Origin of the sequence: Streptomyces sp. NPDC006314 (assembly GCF_040613075.1) — a bacterium.
GTDB lineage: Bacteria > Actinomycetota > Actinomycetes > Streptomycetales > Streptomycetaceae > Streptomyces.
Map to the genome: position 1 here is coordinate 68850 of NZ_JBEXRL010000015.1, position 17448 is coordinate 86297.

The following is a 17448-nucleotide window of genomic DNA, read 5'->3' on the forward strand; positions in this document are numbered from 1 at the left end:
ACCAGCCGGAAACTGACGTACCGTTCAGCAACGTGTGACAGACTGCCGCGGTGGTAGATCACTCGTTCGCCGATCTCACGCTCGCCTCGTTGTACGAGACCCTCAACCCCTGGGGACCGGGTGACGACTTCTACCTCGGTCTGGTGAGAGGGGCCCGCTCGGTGCTGGACGTCGGCTGCGGCACCGGGCGGCTGCTGCGACGGGCCCGGGCCGAGGGGCACCGGGGCCGGCTGATGGGGCTCGACCCGGCCGCCGCCATGCTCGTACAGGCGCGGCGGGACCGTCCGGACGTCGAGTGGGTGCTCGGGGACGCGCGGGTGCGGCACTGGGACCGCGAGTTCGACCTCGTCGTGATGACCGGGCACGCCTTCCAGGCGCTCGTCCGCGACGAGGAGATCCGCGTCTGTCTGCGGGCGGTCCGCGCGGCCCTCGGGGACGCGGGGCGGTTCGTGTTCGAGACCCGGAACCCGGGCGCCCGTGCATGGGAGCGGTGGACGCCGGAGCGGGTGTACGAGGTCACCGGCCCCGACGGCACCGCGGTGCGGGTGTGGCACGAGGTGCGGGGCGACGGCCTGGACCGGGGTCTCGTCCGCTTCACGGAGAACTTCGAGGGCGACGGCTGGACGGCCCCACGGGTCAGTCACAGCGTCCTGCGCTTCCTCGACGCCGAGACGCTGGAAGGTTTCCTCACGGAGGCCGGCCTGGCCGTCGTCGAGCAGTACGGGGACTGGGGGCGGGGGCCGCTCACCCCCGCCGGCCCGGAGATCATCACCGTGGCCCGGCGGGCCTGAAGACCCCCTACTCCGTCGCGTCCTCCTCCAGCGCCGCCAGCGCCGGGTCCAGCACGATGTCCTCGCCCCGGGCCTCGATGGTCGGCTCCTCCGGGAAGTGGCAGGCCGTCAGATGGCCGTCCCGGTTCCCGGAGAGCTGGATCAGCGGCGGCGCCTCCGTCGCACACTTGTCCTGCGCCTTCCAGCAGCGGGTGCGGAAGCGGCAGCCGGACGGTGGGTTGATGGGGGAGGGCACGTCGCCGGCCAGGCGGATGCGCTCGCGGGCGGGCGCGCCACCCGTCTCCAGGCTGACCTCGGGGACCGCGGACAGCAGGGCGTGGGTGTAGGGGTGGCGTGGGCGAGCGTAGATGGAGTCGCGGTCACCCACCTCGATGATCTTGCCGAGGTACATGACGGCGACGCGCTGCGAGAAGTGCCGCACCACCGCCAGGTCGTGGGCGATGAAGAGGAAGGCGATGCCGAGCTCGTTCTGCACCTTCTGGAGCAGGTTCACGACCTGGGCCTGGATGGAGACGTCCAGGGCCGAGACCGGCTCGTCGGCCACGATCAGCTTCGGCTCCAGGGCGAGCGCGCGGGCGACGCCGATGCGCTGGCGCTGGCCGCCGGAGAACTCGTGCGGGAAGCGGTTGTAGTGCTCGGGGTTGAGGCCGACGATCTCGAGGAGTTCGCGGACGCGCCCTTCCCGGCCGCCCTGCGGGTTGATGCCGTTGATCTCCATCGGACCGGAGATGATCTTGCCGACCGTCTGCCGCGGGTTCAGCGACGAGTACGGGTCCTGGAAGATCATCTGGATCTCGGAGCGGATCGGCGCCAGCTCCCTGCGCGAGGCATGGCTGATGTCCCGGCCCCGGTAGGTGATCTTGCCGCTGGTCGGCTCCATCAGCCGCGTGATCAGCCGGCCCGTGGTCGACTTGCCGCAGCCCGACTCACCGACCAGACCGAAGCTCTCGCCGGCGTGCACGGTCAGGTCGATGCCGTCCACTGCCTGCACCGCGCCGATCGTACGGCGGATCGGGAAGCCGCCCTTCACCGGGAAGTGCTTGGTCAGCCCCGAGACCTCCAGCAGCGGCCCCCCGTCCGCGCCGGCGCTCTTCTCGCTCGGGGCCGGGAGGACCAGGTCCTCTTTCATGACGGTGTCCTCCTATGACGACCTAGCCCAGTCGGGGCTTGATCTCCTCGATGAAGATGGTCCGCTTCTGGTCGGCGGTGAGGTGGCAGGCCGACGCCCGGTCCGGGCCCAGCAGCGGGCGCTCGGCGACACAGCGGCCCGTGCCCTGCACCCGGTCCTGGAAGGTGCAGCGGGGGTGGAAGCGGCAACCGGACGGGGGGTTCAGAAGCGAGGGCGGGGTGCCGGGGATCGGGGACAGCTGGGCGCCGAGATCGGAGTCGAGACGCGGCATCGAGTTCAGCAGGCCCCAGGTATAGGGGTGCTGGGGCGAGCGCAGCACCTCGTCGGTGGTGCCCCGCTCCACCGCGCCGCCCGCGTACATCACCATGATGTCGTCGGCCATGTCGGCGATCACCCCCAGGTCGTGGGTGATGAAGACGATGCCCGAACCGAACTCCTGCTGCAGGTCCTTGAGCAGGTCCAGGATCTGCGCCTGGACCGTCACGTCCAGAGCCGTCGTCGGCTCGTCGGCGATCAGCAGGTCGGGGTCGCAGACCAGCGCCATGGCGATCATCGCGCGCTGGCGCATACCGCCGGAGAACTGGTGCGGGTAGTCCTTCGCCCGCTCCCTGGGGTTCGGGATACCGACCTTGCCGAGCATCGCCACGGCGCGCTCCCAGGCCTCCTTCTTGGAGGCGCCGGTGTGCTTCATGTACGGCTCGGCGATCTGCCGGCCCACGGTGTAGTACGGGGAGAGCGCGGTGAGCGGATCCTGGAAGATCATGGCGACCTTGTTGCCGCGCAGCTTCTCCAGCTCCGACTCGCGGGCCGTCGTCAGCTCCTGCCCGTCCAGCAGGATCTCGCCCTCGACCGTGGTGAACATCGGGTTGTGCAGGCCGAGGATGGTCAGGTTCGTCACCGACTTGCCCGAGCCGGACTCCCCCACGATGCCGAGCGTCCTGCCGCGCTCCAGGTCGAAGGAGAGCCCGTCCACGGCCCGTACGACGCCGTCCTCGGTCTTGAAGCTCACGTGCAGGTCCCGCACCGAGAGCAGGGGCCCGGTGCCGGGCGGGACCGGAGCGCCGGCTTCCTTGGTCAGAGTGGTCACGACAGTGCTCCTAGGACAGCCGCACGCGCGGGTCGATGAAGGCGTACGCGGCGTCGACGACGATGTTGAAGAGCAGGATCATGGTGGCGGCGAACAGCATCACGCCGAGCAGCAGCGGCAGGTCGCTGAAGAAGACGGACTGGACGGCCAGTTGGCCGATCCCCGGCAAGCCGAAGGTGGTCTCGGTGATGATGGCGCCGCCGAGCAGGGATCCGAGGTCGATACCGAAGATGGTGACGATCGGGATCAGCGAACCGCGCCAGGCGTAGCGGAAGAAGACGTAGCGCCGGGACATGCCCTTGGCGCGAGCGGTGCGGACGTGTTCCTCCTGCAGCTGTTCGATCATCGAGGACCGTGACATACGGGTGTACTGCGCCGCGAAGATCGTGGAGAGGACCACCCAGGGGATGATCAGTCCCGAGAACCAGGTGACGGGGTCCTGGGTGAACTCGGTGTAGGAGGGCTTGTCGAACCAGTGCGTCTGGTAGACGAGGACGGCCAGGGCCAGCGGACCGAGGAAGTAGATCTGCAGGGAACTGAGGACCATGGCCCCCGCGGTGGCCGTTTTGTCGATCATCGTGCCGCGCCGCCAGGCGGCGAGCAGGCCGGTACCGAGGCCGACGAGCAGGAAGACCACGGCCGCGCCCAGCGTGAGCGAGACGGTGGTGGGCAGGCGGTCCAGCAGCGTGCCCCAGACCTGCTCGTTGGTGTGGTACGAGTAGCCGAAGCAGGGGGCCGGGCACGGGCCCTGGGCGAACTGGTCGCTGCCCAGGACGAGGTTGTGCAGGAAGATCCAGTACTGCTCGGGGATCGATTTGTCCAGGCCGAGCACATGGTGGATGTTCGCGATGCTGTCCGGGTTGCAGGTCTTGCCGCACATCAGCAGCGCCGGGTCCCGGGGGACCCCGAAGAACAGCAAGAACGCGACGATGCTCAGCAGGAACAGAATGACGGCGGCACCGATGATCCGGCGGACGAGGAAGCGCAGCATGACAGGGCAGCTCTCAGACGTCGGCGGTCCGGGCGGTACCCGGCGCACCCTTGGTACGGGCGCGCCGGGTACCGGAGGGAACGGTTACTTGAGGTAGAGGCGACGCGGGTCGATGCCGCCGAGCACGTCGTCGTAGACGAGGCCGCCGACCTTGGAGCCGGCGATCTGGGTCTGCTTGTAGTACGCGGTCGGGACGACGTTGAGGCTGTCCTTCACGATGTACTGGTCCAGCTTCTCCCACTCGGCCGCCGACTTGACCGGGTCGGTGATCTTGTTGATCCGGTCGATCTCGCTGTTGATCTTCGGGTCGTTGACCTGCGAGTAGTTCTGCGCGCCGTCGGCGATCACACGGCCGTCGTACAGCGGCGGGATCACGGTCGAGGCGGACGGCCAGTCGGCACCCCACGCGGTGTGGAAGATGTCGTAGTTGTTGTCCAGCTTGGAGACCTGGTCGTAGTAGGTCTCGGCCGGGATCTCCTGGCGCTGGACGTTGAAGCCGGCCTTCTTCAGACCCGCCGCCATGGCGGTGGAGTACTGCTGGCCCTCGGGGGTGTTGATGTAGCCGAAGGTCAGCTTCATGTTGAGCTTGCCGGCCTTCTTCAGCAGCTCCTTGGCCTTGGCCGGGTCACCGGCGGGCTTCTTCTTCTTGCCCCACGGGTCGAACGCGGCGTCGTAGCCGGAGACGGTGGGGGAGATCAGGCCGCCCGCGACCTCCATGGCGTCGTTGCCGCCGTAGGCCCGCACGAACGGGGTGATCGGCAGAGCGTAGGCGATGGCCTCGCGGACCGTCTTGTCCTTCATCGCCGGGTGGCTCATGTTGATGTTCATCTGGCCCACGTACGGCTGGTAGCCGGAGACCGTGCGCGTCTTCATCTTCGGGTCGCGCAGCACCTGGGACAGGTTGCCCGCGTCGACCTGGTTGTTGAAGCTGACGCCGGTCTGGTCCGCGCCGGTGTCGGCGAGCAGGGCCTTGGTGGAGGTCTCGTACTGCTGGTTGAACGTGATGTTGAACCGGTCCACGTACTGGTGGCGGATCGGGTCCGTCTTCGGGTCCCAGTTGGTGTTCTTGACCAGCACCATCGACTTGCCGGACTTGAACGACTGGATCTTGTACGGACCGGTCACCACCGGCGCCTTGTCGTACCTCTCCTTGGTGTCGCCCTTCTGCGAGACCACCGCGTAGCCCGCCATCGCCAGCGCGTAGGGCAGGTCGGGGTGCGGGGTCTTGAAGTGGAAGACGACGGTCTTCTCGTCCGGCGTCTCCAGCACGGAGCCGGGCAGGTGCTTGCCCTTGTACGGACCGTCCTTGAGGAGTTTGCGGTACTCGGTGCCCGGCTTGTCGGCCAGCCACTGCTGGAGGTAGGTGGGGCCCTGGTTGATGAACGGCGCGAAGAGCCGCTCGACGCTGTGCCGGACGTCCTTGGACGTGATCGGGGAACCGTCCTGGAACTTGATGCCGTCCTTGAGCGTGAACTTCCAGGTCTTGCCGCCGTCGGTGGTGGTGCCGGAATCGGTGGCGAGGTCGCCGACCACCTCGTGCTTGCTGCCGTCGTTGCTCGTGGCCTTGTAACCCGTCAGGCCGCGGTGGAGCAGCGACGCGAGGGAGCCCTCGTCGGAGACGTAGATCTGACCCGGGTCGAGGTGGGCGTAGGTGTCGCGCTGCAGCACCTCCATCGTGCCGCCGGGCTTGGCGCCGGGCACGGCCGCGGCCGGACCCGTGGAGGCGTCCGCGTCCCCGAACTTAATGGACGCCTGCTGGCGCTTGGCGTTGTCCTGCTGCTTCTTGCTGCCTTCGTCACTGTCGCTGCCGCCCTTGCTGCAACCGGTGAGCACAAGAGCTCCGGCCGCGAGCACGGAGAGTGCGCCGTAGGCGTGGCGTCCGCCCCTACTCATCACGAAGATTCCCACCCATCTGTGTGTCACCAGTGCGTTCTGTGTGTCACCAGTGCGAAAAGAACTGCTGGAAGTGCAGTGAGGTACCGCGGAACTGACGTTCCGTGTGGTTGAGGTGCTGAGGTCAGCGCGCGGTCTTGGGATCGAATGCGTCTCTGACCGAGTCCCCGAGCAGGTTGAACGCGACGACGAAAATGATCATCGAGATGCCGGGGAAGAACATGTAGGTGATGTCGTTCTGCATCACCAGTTCGGTGGACGCCTTGGAGAACATCTGCCCCCAGTCAGGCGTCGGTTCGACGATGCCCACGCCCAGGTAGGACAGACCGGCCTCGGCCGTCACGAAGCCGGGCAGCAGGTACGTCGACTGCACCAGCAGCGGGGTGACGATGTTCGGCAGGAGCTCCTTGCGGATGATCCGCCACGGCGAGGCCCCGCTGACCTTGGCCGCCTCGATGAACTCCCGCTCGCGCAGGGCGAGCGCGGTGCCGCGCAGGATGCGGCCGAGTCCCATCCAGCCCAGGAACCACTGCACGAGGATCAGCGCCACCACCCGGACGTAGGTGGGCGTCTCGTCGCGCGGGCTGACGAACAGGGAGACCACGACCGGCATGCTCGCGATGAAGAACAGCTGCGCCGGGAAGGCGAGCAGGAAGTCGATGACCCGGCCGATGAAGTAGTCGGTCTTGCCGCCGATGTAGCCGGCGGTGACGCCGAGCAGGATGCCGGTCACGACGACCGCGAGAGTGACGGCGACCGAGATCATCAGCGAGGTGCGGATGCCGTAGACCAGCTTGGTGAAGACGTCGTAGCCGTTGCCGGGTTCGAGACCGAACCAGAACTCGCCGCTGATGCCGCCGTTGGGCTGCACGGGCACGCCGGCACTGTCGAAGAGTTCCGGGCGCTCGTCCGCGTACACCGTGTACGGGTCCTTGCCGTACAGCTTGGAGATCACCGGGGCGAGCAGGCCGAGCAGGAAGAAGAAGCCCACGACGTAGGCCGAGATCACGCCGGTGCGGTCGCGCTTGAAGCGCATCCACATCAGCTGGCCGGGAGACCGGCCTTCGAGCTTGACGGCTTCGTTCTTCGCCTCCGGCCCTGGTTCGCCGTCGACGACGACCGAAGTCCCGCCGCCCTCAATGTCGATAGGACTTGTCACGGTTCGTCCGTTTCACAGATATGAGTGTGAGAGGTGTCCGGGTACTCCGAGAACGCGCGAAACCCGCAGTCGGACGCGCGTAGTTCTACAGCCGAATCACACCGCTGGAAGCGACGAACTGACCCACTTGGTGTTTGTGACACCGCGCATGGGGGTTCCTCCTCATGACTTCACGTGTTCACCAACAGGAGAGGGTTACCGTCTTCCCTCCGACACCCCTGACGGAGGGTCAGACACCCCCTGGTGCTCGTGAGTCGGCGCTGTCCCCACAGCGCGAGACCCATTGACCCGAGCGCTACGCGGCTAACTATCTGCCATGAGCCAGGTGGCGACCACCGTCTTTAAATCTCAATTCAGTCACAGCTGCCGCGGAGAACTTCCAAAAACTGGACAAACTGTTCGGCGGGAGAAGGCCGCGAAACGGACGTGTTACATGGCTATCGGTCGGGGATCTCCGCATTCCGGACGTCGGGCCCCGGGTCTTCGATCACCGGCCGCCGGAAAACGGGTTGCAAAAAGCCCGGGTCCCCCCATCCTGGGGGGACCCGGGCTCAAGTGTCCTTGGATCAGCTGTGCTTGGCGCGGCTCGCGGCGCGGGCCCGCTCACGCTGGTCGAGCACGACCTTGCGGATGCGAACGGCCTCCGGGGTCACCTCGACGCACTCGTCGTCGCGGCAGAACTCCAGCGACTGCTCCAGCGACAACTTGCGCGGCGGCACGATCGCCTCGAACGAGTCGGCCGACGACGACCGCATGTTCGTGAGCTTCTTCTCCTTGGTGATGTTGACGTCCATGTCGTCGGAGCGGGAGTTCTCGCCGACGATCATGCCCTCGTACACCTCGGTGCCCGGCTCCACGAACAGCACGCCGCGCTCCTGCAGGTTCGTCATCGCGAAGGCGGTGACGGCGCCGGAGCGGTCGGCTACCAGGGAGCCGTTGTTGCGGGTCGTGAGGTTGCCGAACCAGGGCTCGAAGCCCTCGTGGATGGAGTGGCCGATACCCGTGCCCCGGGTCTGGGTCAGGAACTCGGTACGGAAGCCGATGAGGCCGCGCGAGGGCACGACGAACTCCATGCGGACCCAGCCGGAGCCGTGGTTCGACATGTTGTCCATGCGGCCCTTGCGGACGCCCATGAGCTGGGTGACGGCGCCCATGTGCTCCTCGGGCACGTCGATCGTCATGCGCTCGACCGGCTCGTAGACCTTGCCGTCGACGTCCTTGGTGACGACCTGCGGCTTGCCGACGGTCAGCTCGTAGCCCTCGCGGCGCATCTGCTCGACCAGGATGGCCAGCGCCAGCTCGCCACGGCCCTGGACCTCCCAGGCGTCCGGGCGCTCGGTGTCGAGGACCCGCAGGGAGACGTTACCGATCAGCTCGCGGTCCAACCGGTCCTTGACCTGGCGGGCGGTGACCTTGCGGTCCTTCACGGCAGCCTTGGCGTCGGCGCCCTTGCCGGTGCCGCCGCGGCCGACCAGCGGCGAGGTGTTCGTACCGATCGTCATCGAGATCGCGGGCTCGTCGACCGTGATCAGCGGCAGCGGGACCGGGTTCTCGGTGTCGGCGAGGGTCTCGCCGATCATGATGTCCGGGATACCGGCGACGGCGCAGATGTCACCCGGGCCGGCCTTCTCGGCGGGCTTGCGGGTGAGCGCCTCGGTCATCATCAGCTCGGAGATGCGGACGTTGCTGATCGAGCCGTCACGCTTGATCCAGGCGACCGTCTGGCCCTTGCGCAGCTCGCCCTGCTCGACGCGGAGCAGCGCGATACGGCCGAGGAAGTTGTCGGCGTCGAGGTTGGTGACGTGGGCCTGGAGCGGGGCGTCCTCGTCGTACGTCGGGGCCGGGATGTGCTCCAGGATCGTGGAGAAGAACGGCTCCAGGCTGTCGCTGTCGGCCGGGACCGTGCCGTTGTCCGGCTTGGTCAGCGAGGCGATGCCGTCACGGCCACAGGCGTAGACGATCGGGAACTCGATCTGCTCCTCGTCCGCGTCCAGGTCGAGGAAGAGGTCGTAGGTCTCGTTGACGACCTCGTCGATCCGGGCGTCCGGGCGGTCCGTCTTGTTGATGCACAGGATGACGGGGAGCCGGGCCTGCAGCGCCTTGCGCAGCACGAACCGGGTCTGCGGCAGCGGACCCTCGGAGGCGTCCACCAGCAGCACGACGCCGTCGACCATCGACAGACCGCGCTCGACCTCGCCACCGAAGTCGGCGTGGCCGGGGGTGTCGATGATGTTGATCGTGATCGGGTCCCCGCCGTCCTTCGGGTGGTACTTGACCGCCGTGTTCTTGGCGAGGATCGTGATGCCCTTCTCACGCTCCAGGTCGTTCGAGTCCATCATGCGGTCGTCGACGCCTTCGAGCTGGTGGGCGGCGAACGCGCCGGCCTGCTTCAGCATGCCGTCGACGATGGTGGTCTTGCCGTGGTCGACGTGGGCGACGATGGCGACGTTGCGGATGTCGTGGCGCGTGGCCATAATGCGGCGAACTCCCAGAGTGGTGAGAAGGCCCTCTGTGTACGTCCGTGTGACGCGGGCCTGCCGGGCTTGAACACGCCACGGCCTCACCCCATGGTACGGGTCCTCTGTGGCTGGGGCTCGCCGGGCCGACCCAAGGGGCGCGGGGAACCGCTCGCCGAGCACCCCGCGACCCGCATCGGGCCAGGCCGCTCAACCCTTCTTCGGGCTGGCCGAAACCTTCGCTCCCTTCTTCAGAAAGCCCATGTCCTCGTAGATCGGCGTCTGGAATCCGAACGCCCCCGCGTTGACCAGATCCTTCCGCGCGCCCACCAGCTGTGGCCGCTGGTAGAGCGGAATGGAGCCCGCCGACGCCCAGATCCGGGCGTCGGCCTTGCGGATCAGCGAACGCGCCTCGTCCTCGTCCAGCGTCGCCTCCGCCTGGTCGAAGAGCTGGTCGACCTGGTCGGTGCCGACCCGCGTGTAGTTCTGCTCGACGTTCACCGACCCGTCGGCCGCCGGCACCGGCTTGGCGTAGATGGGCCGTGCGTCGGTCGCGGGGAAGGCGGAGGACGGCCAGGAGTACAGGGCGAGGTCGTAGTCGCCGGAGGCGATGTGGTCCTTGAAGTAGCTCTGGTCCGAGACCTTGGTGATCGTCGTCCGGATGCCGACCCGCTCCAGCATCGCCGTGATCCTCTTGGCGACCGTGTTCAGGGTCTCGGAGCCGGGCCCGGAGGGCAGCACGAAGCGGAGGGCGAGCGGCTTGCCGTCCTTGGCGAGCGCTCCGGCCGCCCCGGCGGCCGGAGCGGCCGTTCCCTTGGGCGCGTACGCACCGGGCGCGCTGCCGTGCTTGCCCTCCTGCGCGAGGTGCTGGCCGCCCTCCTCGCCGTGCTCGCGCCGGCCCTCGGCGGACTCGTGGCGCTTCCCCCTGTCCTCCCGGCTCTTGTCGTCCTCGCCGACGACGTACTCGCCGTCCCCGCCGCCGTCGGACTTCTCCCCCTTCTCGTTCTTCTTGCTCCCGGGGCCGGCCGCCTTCTCCCCCTTCTTCTCCTTGACAGGGCCGCCGGGCACCCAGCCGGCGTCGGCGAGCAGCGCCTGCGCCTCCTTGGTGTCCTGGCCGCCGATGGCGCCGCTGTTGTCGGCGTAGGCGGCCTGCCCGGACAGGGCGAGATGGCTGCCGACCGGGACGGCGGGCAGGCCCAGGGGGGTGAGGACCAGCTTGGCCAGTTCCTCGCGGTCCAGCGCCCGGGCGACGGCCCGCCGGACCCGTTCATCGGCGAGCGGGCCGCCGGATCCGTTGAGTGCGAGCTGGGTGTAGGCGGGCTCCAGGGACCTGCGGACGTCGAAGGCGCGCAGGGCCTCCTGCTGCTCCAGGTACTCGGAGACGGCCTTGCGCAGCTTCTTCCTGCCGGCCTTCACCTCGTCGGAGGAGAAGCCGTGCGCGAGCGCCCAGGAGCGCAGCTTCTTCACGGAGGTCTTCCCGCCGCCCTGCAGCGGGGTCCCGGTGCCCTTCTGGCGGGTGGCGAGGGCGATCCGCTGGGCGTCGGCGGTGTCGATGTCGGCGAGGTCCACACTGCCGTCGGCGAGCGCGGCGGCACGCTTGTCACGGGATACGGCGTGCAGCACGATCTCACTGAGTTTCGCGGGCTTGCCCCACCAGCGCGCGTTGCGGGTGAGGACCACGTCCTTCGCGGCGGTGTCGACCTTCTCCAGCTTGAAGGGGCCGGCGGTGACCTGCAGCTTGCGGCGGGCGCCGTCGTTGAAGGCGTCCGGGGTGCCCATGACCTCCTTCGGGTACAGCGGCGAGAACAGCGACCTCCAGTCGGCGTAGGGGCGGGAGAAGGTGACCCGGACCTGGAGGTCGCTGGCACCGCGCTCGATCTTGGCGATGCGTTCGTAGCCGGCGTTGCGGGCGGTCCAGTAGGCGCTGTCCTTGCCGGACAGGGCACGCCACTGGGCGGCGAAGTCGGCGGCGCCGATCTCCCGGCCGTTGCTCCAGACGGCCTGCTGGTTCAGCTTGTACAGCACGACCTGGCGCGGTTCGGTCTCGATGACCTCGGCCGACTCCAGATAGGCGGGATTCGCCACCGGGCGGCCGTTCGCGTCGAGCCGGAACATCGACGGCAGCACGGCCTGGGCGACCCGGGTGGTGCCGGTGTCGGCGTCGGCCTGGAAGGTGTTGAGCGTCTCCGGCACGGCGTCCACGGCCCATTTCAGGGTGCCGCCGTCGGCGATCTGGTCGCGGGCGGCGAGGGCGATGTCCTGCGGCGCGAGCGGGCCGGCGGTCTTCTCGTCGGAGCCGCACCCGGTGAGGAGGGGCACCGCGAGCGCTCCCGCGGTGAGGAAGGCGACCGAACGCTTGACCGCGCGCGGGCCGACGCCGTCGTAGGACATCTCTGCTACCTCCGGGAAGCCGCGGGCCTTATGCTCACTTTTGTCGGGATATGGAGCTGATCACTTTTGGCGGTATATGGAGCTGATCAGATCTATGCGGCCACTGAAGAGGAAAGGATCCGGCCACAGCGGGCGACACGGCGACGACGGGCGGTAACCCCACTCGTGCGGCGCAACACACCCGGAGATGCACCGATGCGCCTCCGCCAATCGCTGCACATGCCTTCACATCGGCGTGTGTGGCGCGCAACACTCCAAGGCGCATGAACGTTGCCGCCCAGGTCCCGCCGGACCCATGGAAGTGAGGGGCAAGTCATGACCGTGCACGACGACATCACCTCGGTCCAGCGCTCCCTCGACGATCTGTACCGGTCGTTGGGACGCCTGGAGCACCAGCTCGGCAGCGGCGGCCTGGAGATGCGGCGGGTCCGGTTGGACGCCGACCATCTGCGCGAGAGCGTGGCCCTGCTGCGGGAGGCGGCGGCCACCCCCGACGCGTCCCGCCGACCCGACCTCGTCACCATCTCCGACACGCCCTACGACCTCAGCCTGTGGACGGACTCGGACGACGAGGGCCTGGGCGCCCGCGACCGCCGCGCCCCCTGACATCCCCGAAACCGACCGGAGTGCTCCCTTGGCTACTGGTACGGAACCCCAACAGAGCAGCGGCGGCGTACGCACCGGTACGCGCGCCGCGATCGCCGCGCCGCATCTGCGGACCGACCGCTGGTGGCTGGCGCCCGCCGTCACCGCGGCCGGTCTGTTCGCCTTCGTCGTCTACTCGACCTGGCGGGCCTTCGCGAACGCGGACTACTACGCGGCGCCATACGTCTCGCCGTTCTACTCACCCTGCCTGGCCGAGAACTGCCGGACCATGCACGCCGGGCCGAACGCCGACCTCTTCGGGAGCTGGTGGGGCGTCTCACCGGCGATCATCATCCTGATCTTCCCGCTCGGCTTCCGGCTGACCTGCTACTACTACCGCAAGGCGTACTACCGCAGCTTCTGGGCGTCCCCACCCGCCTGCGCGGTGGCCGAGCCGCACAAGAAGTACACCGGCGAGACCCGCTTCCCGCTGATCCTGCAGAACGTCCACCGGTACTTCTTCTACGCCGCCCTGCTGGTCGCGGGCGTGCTGACCTACGACACCGTGCTGGCCTTCCGGGACACGCACTACCGCTGGGGCCACATGGGCCTCGGCACCCTGGTCTTCCTGGCCAACATCGTGCTGATCTGGGCGTACACACTCTCCTGCCACTCCTGCCGGCACATCGTCGGCGGGAAGCTCAAGCACTTCTCCCAGCACCCCGTGCGCTACCGGACGTGGCAGTTCATCGGGAAGCTCAACGCCCGGCACATGCTGCTGGCCTGGACGTCGCTGGTGAGCGTGGCGCTCGCCGACTTCTACGTCTATCTGGTCGCGTCCGGGGTCCTCGACGATCCGCGCTTCTTCTAGAGATTCCAGTGAGGGACTGACTGATGCCCGTGGTGGACCGGCAGGAGTGGGACGTCGTCGTGGTCGGCGCGGGCGGCGCCGGGCTGCGGGCCGCGATCGAGGCGCGCGAACGGGGCGCCCGTACGGCGGTGATCTGCAAGTCCTTGTTCGGCAAGGCGCACACGGTGATGGCCGAGGGCGGTATCGCGGCGGCCATGGCCAACGCCAACGAACACGACACCTGGCAGGTCCACTTCCGCGACACCATGCGCGGCGGCAAGTTCCTCAACCAGTGGCGGATGGCCGAGCTGCACGCCCAGGAGGCCCCCGACCGGGTGTGGGAGCTGGAGACGTGGGGCGCGCTGTTCGACCGTACGAAGGACGGCAGGATCTCCCAGCGCAACTTCGGCGGCCACGAGTACCCGCGCCTCGCGCACGTCGGCGACCGTACGGGCCTGGAGCTGATCCGCACCCTCCAGCAGAAGATCGTCGCGCTGCAACAGGAGGACTTCAAGGAGACCGGGGACTACGAGTCGCGGCTGAAGGTCTTCCAGGAGTGCACGGTCACCCGGATCCTCAAGGACACGGCGTCCGACAGCGGCTCCGCCGCGGGCAGGGTCTCGGGAGTCTTCGCGTACGAGCGCGAGACCGGCCGTTTCTTCGTCTTGGAGGCCCCGGCCGTGGTCGTCGCGACCGGCGGTATCGGCAAGTCCTTCAAGGTCACCTCGAACTCGTGGGAGTACACCGGCGACGGCCACGCCCTCGCGCTGCTGGCCGGGGCGCCGCTGCTGAACATGGAGTTCGTGCAGTTCCACCCGACGGGCATGGTCTGGCCGCCGTCGGTGAAGGGCATCCTCGTCACCGAGTCGGTGCGCGGGGACGGCGGGGTCCTCCGGAACTCCGAGGGCAAGCGGTTCATGTTCGACTACATCCCGGACGTGTTCAAGGAGAAGTACGCCGAGTCGGAGGAGGAGGCCGACCGGTGGTACGAGGACCCCGACAACAACCGCCGCCCCCCGGAGCTGCTCCCCCGCGACGAGGTGGCCCGCGCGATCAACGCCGAGGTGAAGGCGGGCCGCGGCTCCCCACACGGCGGGGTCTTCCTGGACGTCTCGACGCGTATGCCGGCGGAGGTCATCCGGCGCCGGCTGCCCTCCATGTACCACCAGTTCAAGGAGCTGGCCGACGTCGACATCACGGCGGAGGCGATGGAGGTCGGCCCGACCTGCCATTACGTGATGGGCGGCATCGCCGTCGAGTCCGACACGGCGGCCGCGCGCGGCGTGCCGGGGCTGTTCGCGGCCGGTGAGGTGGCCGGCGGCATGCACGGTTCCAACCGGCTCGGCGGCAACTCGCTGTCCGATCTGCTGGTGTTCGGGCGCCGGGCGGGCCGGTACGCGGCCGAGTACGCGCAGGGGCTGGCCTACCAGCGCCCGCCGGTGGACGACGCGCAGGTCGACACGGCCGCTGCGGAAGCCCTCCGGCCCTTCTCCGCGGAGACGGAGGGCGAGGCCGTCCCGCCGGAGAACCCGTACACCCTCCACCAGGAACTCCAGCAGACCATGAACGACCTGGTCGGGATCATCCGCCGCGAGGGCGAGATGGAGCAGGCCCTGCGCAAGCTGGCCGAGCTGCGGGTACGGGCGCGCCGGGCCGGGGTGGAGGGCCACCGCCAGTTCAACCCCGGCTGGCACCTGGCTCTGGACCTCAGGAACATGCTGCTGGTCAGCGAGTGCGTGGCGCGGGCCGCGCTGGAGCGCACCGAGTCGCGCGGCGGGCACACCCGCGAGGACCACCCGGCGATGGACCGCGCCTGGCGCAACGTGAACCTCATGTGCACCCTCGCCGACGCCACCGGCGGCCTCGCGGCGACCGACCCCGCCCGCGGCCAGATCCGCCTGACCCGCGAGACCACCGACCCCATCCGCCCCGACCTGCTCGCCCTCTTCGAGAAGGAGGAGCTGGTCAAGTACCTCGCCGAAGAGGAGCTGTACGAATGAGCAGCTACGAGGCCCGCTTCAAGGTGTGGCGGGGCGATGTGCAGGGCGGCGGCCTGGAGGATTTCAAGGTCGAGGTCAACGACGGCGAGGTGGTGCTCGACATCATCCACCGCCTCCAGGCCACCCAGGCGCCCGACCTCGCCGTGCGCTGGAACTGCAAGGCGGGCAAGTGCGGTTCGTGCTCCGCGGAGATCAACGGCCGTCCCCGGCTGATGTGCATGACCCGTATGTCGGTGTTCGACCGCGAGGAGACCGTCACCGTCACACCCCTGCGCGCGTTCCCGGTGATCCGGGACCTGGTGACCGACGTCGGCTTCAACTACCGGAAGGCCAGGGAGGTCCCCGCGTTCGTGCCGCCGGCCGGACTCGGCCCCGGCGAGTACCGGATGATGCAGGAGGACGTGAACCGCTCGCAGGAGTTCCGCAAGTGCATCGAGTGCTTCCTGTGCCAGGCCACCTGCCATGTGGTCCGCGACCACGAGGAGAACAAGACGGTGTTCGCCGGCCCGCGCTTTTTGATGCGCGTCGCGGAACTGGACATGCACCCGCTGGACGCGGCCGCCGAGACGGGCCTGGACCGGGGACGCGCGGCCCAGGACGAACACGGTCTCGGCTACTGCAACATCACCAAGTGCTGCACGGAGGTCTGCCCCGAGGGCATCAAGATCACGGACAACGCCCTGATCCCCCTGAAGGAACGGGCCGTCGACCGCAAGTACGACCCGCTGGTGTGGCTGGGCTCGAAGATCAGGAGGCGGTCTTCGTAGCACCGCGGCCGGGGTGCCGGGCCGCGGTCATGCGACCCAGTCTTCCCGGTACGCCCGCCAGTCCGCCTCCGTCGCCGCGAAATCGACATACAGGGCGACGCCGAAACGGGCGCGGTCGGCATCGGTGCGGGACAGGCCCAGGCGGACGCCGCGGACGGCGGCCGGGACGGTCTCGGCGTGCGCCCAGTGGCCCGGCTTGTCCGTGTGGTAGAAGGGCAGCCCCATCAGGAGGTCGGTCGTCTCCGGGATGACCTCCAGGGCGAGGCTCGTCTGCTGGGCCACATAACCGCCGTACAGGCTGGGCAACGGCTGCGCGGTGTCGTACGACATCACGGCGATCTGGTCGACCCGGCGGGCCACCTGCCCGAAGTACGCCTGCGACCACCACTTCGGGTGCCCGGTGACCGCGCCGGCGAGGGAGTGGAGCGCGGGCAGCGGGTCGATCTGATGGGCGGCCACGGAGAGCAGGGCGTGCCGGGCACGGGTGAGATCCCGCAGGCCGTCCAGGAGCGTCAGGTAGTCGCGGTCGCCGGAGTGGAGGGGTTCCAGGTCGAAGTGGGCGCCCTCGAAGCCGGCGGCGAGGACGCGGCGGGTGGAGGCGAGGACGGCCGCGCGGGTCGCGGGGCGGTCCAGGCGCAGACCTCGGGGGCCCTCACTGGCCAGTCTGTCGCCGAGCCAGGCCTGGACACGGACGCCGGGCAGCTCCCGGTGGACGGCCGCGACGAGCCAACGGGCCCTCGGATACGCCGAGTCGGGCAGGGTGCCGTCGTGCTCCAGCGGCCCGGAGTGGACGTACAGATCACGGATCCCGCTGCCGCGCAGCCGCCCGGCGAGCGCCTCGACGTCCTTGCCGCTCTTACGCCCGTCCACCCAGGCATGGCCCAGCCAGAGGGCGTCCCGGTGGCGCGTGCGGGTGCCGGGGGCCGGATCACCGGTGTAGTTGAGGCGCAGGGCGGTCTCGGCGGTGAGGAGGGGGAGGAGAAGCAGGGCGAGTGCGGTGAGGGCATAGCGCAGAACACGCCGCCGCCTACGAGCGGCCGGCTGCGGGCTTGCCTGGGCGGCAGCGGCGGCCGGATGTGCCTCGGGCCGGGTCGGGGCGTCGGCCGACTGCGCCCTGGACCGCGTCGAGTCGTCGGCGTTCTGTGCATCCGGCCCGGTCGTGCCATCGGGCTCCCCCACGCCCGGCCTGGCCGTGCCATCGGGCTCCCCCACCCCCGGCCTGGCCGTTACCTCGGGTTCCCCCGCCTCCGGCCGGGTCGTCTCTCCGTTGTCCATCCCGTCCCCCTGTACGTCTCGTCCCCCACCCGCATCCATCCCGCTCGCGAAGCCGCCTACCTGCCCATACGCTC

At 68.9% G+C, this 17448-nt stretch carries 13 protein-coding genes; 5 read left to right on the forward strand and 8 right to left on the reverse strand.

Annotated elements, in window-relative coordinates:
- The first annotated feature begins 50 nt into the window (after positions 1-50).
- Positions 51-791 carry a methyltransferase domain-containing protein gene (locus tag ABZ079_RS25680; RefSeq protein ID WP_356941790.1) on the forward strand — a complete coding sequence of 247 codons (741 nt, stop codon included), beginning with the start codon at positions 51-53 and terminating at the stop codon, positions 789-791.
- Between the two features lie 7 nt (positions 792-798).
- Here the strand turns inward: ABZ079_RS25680 and ABZ079_RS25685 are convergent, their stop codons facing one another.
- From ABZ079_RS25685 to ABZ079_RS25715, 7 genes are all read right to left on the reverse strand, one after another.
- A complete protein-coding gene (locus ABZ079_RS25685; RefSeq protein WP_356941791.1) occupies positions 799-1920 on the reverse strand; it encodes a dipeptide ABC transporter ATP-binding protein in 1122 nt (373 codons plus the stop codon).
- A gap of 22 nt (positions 1921-1942) precedes the next feature.
- Positions 1943-3007, reverse strand: a complete 1065-nt coding sequence (locus ABZ079_RS25690) for an ABC transporter ATP-binding protein (protein ID WP_356941792.1) — start codon at positions 3005-3007, stop codon at positions 1943-1945.
- A gap of 10 nt (positions 3008-3017) precedes the next feature.
- Entirely contained in the window at positions 3018-3998 is a 981-nt protein-coding gene (locus tag ABZ079_RS25695; RefSeq protein ID WP_356941793.1) for an ABC transporter permease, read from the reverse strand.
- Between the two features lie 84 nt (positions 3999-4082).
- Positions 4083-5891, reverse strand: coding sequence for an ABC transporter substrate-binding protein (locus ABZ079_RS25700; protein WP_356941794.1), 1809 nt, complete (start codon positions 5889-5891; stop codon positions 4083-4085).
- 124 nt (positions 5892-6015) lie between these two features.
- Entirely contained in the window at positions 6016-7050 is a 1035-nt protein-coding gene (locus tag ABZ079_RS25705; protein ID WP_356941795.1) for an ABC transporter permease, read from the reverse strand.
- A gap of 566 nt (positions 7051-7616) precedes the next feature.
- Complete coding sequence (typA, locus tag ABZ079_RS25710; RefSeq protein ID WP_356941796.1) at positions 7617-9524, reverse strand: translational GTPase TypA; 1908 nt, start codon at positions 9522-9524, stop codon at positions 7617-7619.
- A 192-nt stretch (positions 9525-9716) separates the two neighbouring features.
- Complete coding sequence (locus ABZ079_RS25715; protein ID WP_356941797.1) at positions 9717-11897, reverse strand: ABC transporter family substrate-binding protein; 2181 nt, start codon at positions 11895-11897, stop codon at positions 9717-9719.
- 315 nt (positions 11898-12212) lie between these two features.
- Here ABZ079_RS25715 and ABZ079_RS25720 point away from each other — a divergent pair, with 315 nt between their 5' ends.
- Genes ABZ079_RS25720 through ABZ079_RS25735 form a run of 4 tightly spaced genes read left to right on the forward strand, consistent with a single transcriptional unit; the run spans position 12213 to position 16099 of the window.
- A complete protein-coding gene (locus tag ABZ079_RS25720; protein ID WP_356941798.1) occupies positions 12213-12503 on the forward strand; it encodes a hypothetical protein in 291 nt (96 codons plus the stop codon).
- Positions 12504-12531: 28 nt separating this feature from the next.
- Positions 12532-13353: a hypothetical protein gene (locus ABZ079_RS25725; RefSeq protein ID WP_356941799.1), complete on the forward strand. Its 822-nt coding sequence runs from the start codon at positions 12532-12534 to the stop codon at positions 13351-13353.
- A 23-nt stretch (positions 13354-13376) separates the two neighbouring features.
- The gene (locus ABZ079_RS25730) at positions 13377-15332 is read left to right on the forward strand and encodes a fumarate reductase/succinate dehydrogenase flavoprotein subunit (RefSeq protein WP_356941800.1); all 1956 of its coding nucleotides are present in this window, start codon (positions 13377-13379) and stop codon (positions 15330-15332) included.
- A complete protein-coding gene (locus ABZ079_RS25735; RefSeq protein ID WP_356941801.1) occupies positions 15329-16099 on the forward strand; it encodes a succinate dehydrogenase/fumarate reductase iron-sulfur subunit in 771 nt (256 codons plus the stop codon). Before ABZ079_RS25730 ends, ABZ079_RS25735 begins: the two co-directional genes overlap by 4 nt.
- Before the next feature lie 27 nt (positions 16100-16126).
- Here ABZ079_RS25735 and ABZ079_RS25740 read toward each other — a convergent pair whose 3' ends face one another.
- Positions 16127-17374, reverse strand: coding sequence for a hypothetical protein (locus ABZ079_RS25740; RefSeq protein ID WP_356941802.1), 1248 nt, complete (start codon positions 17372-17374; stop codon positions 16127-16129).
- Positions 17375-17448 lie beyond the last annotated feature (74 nt).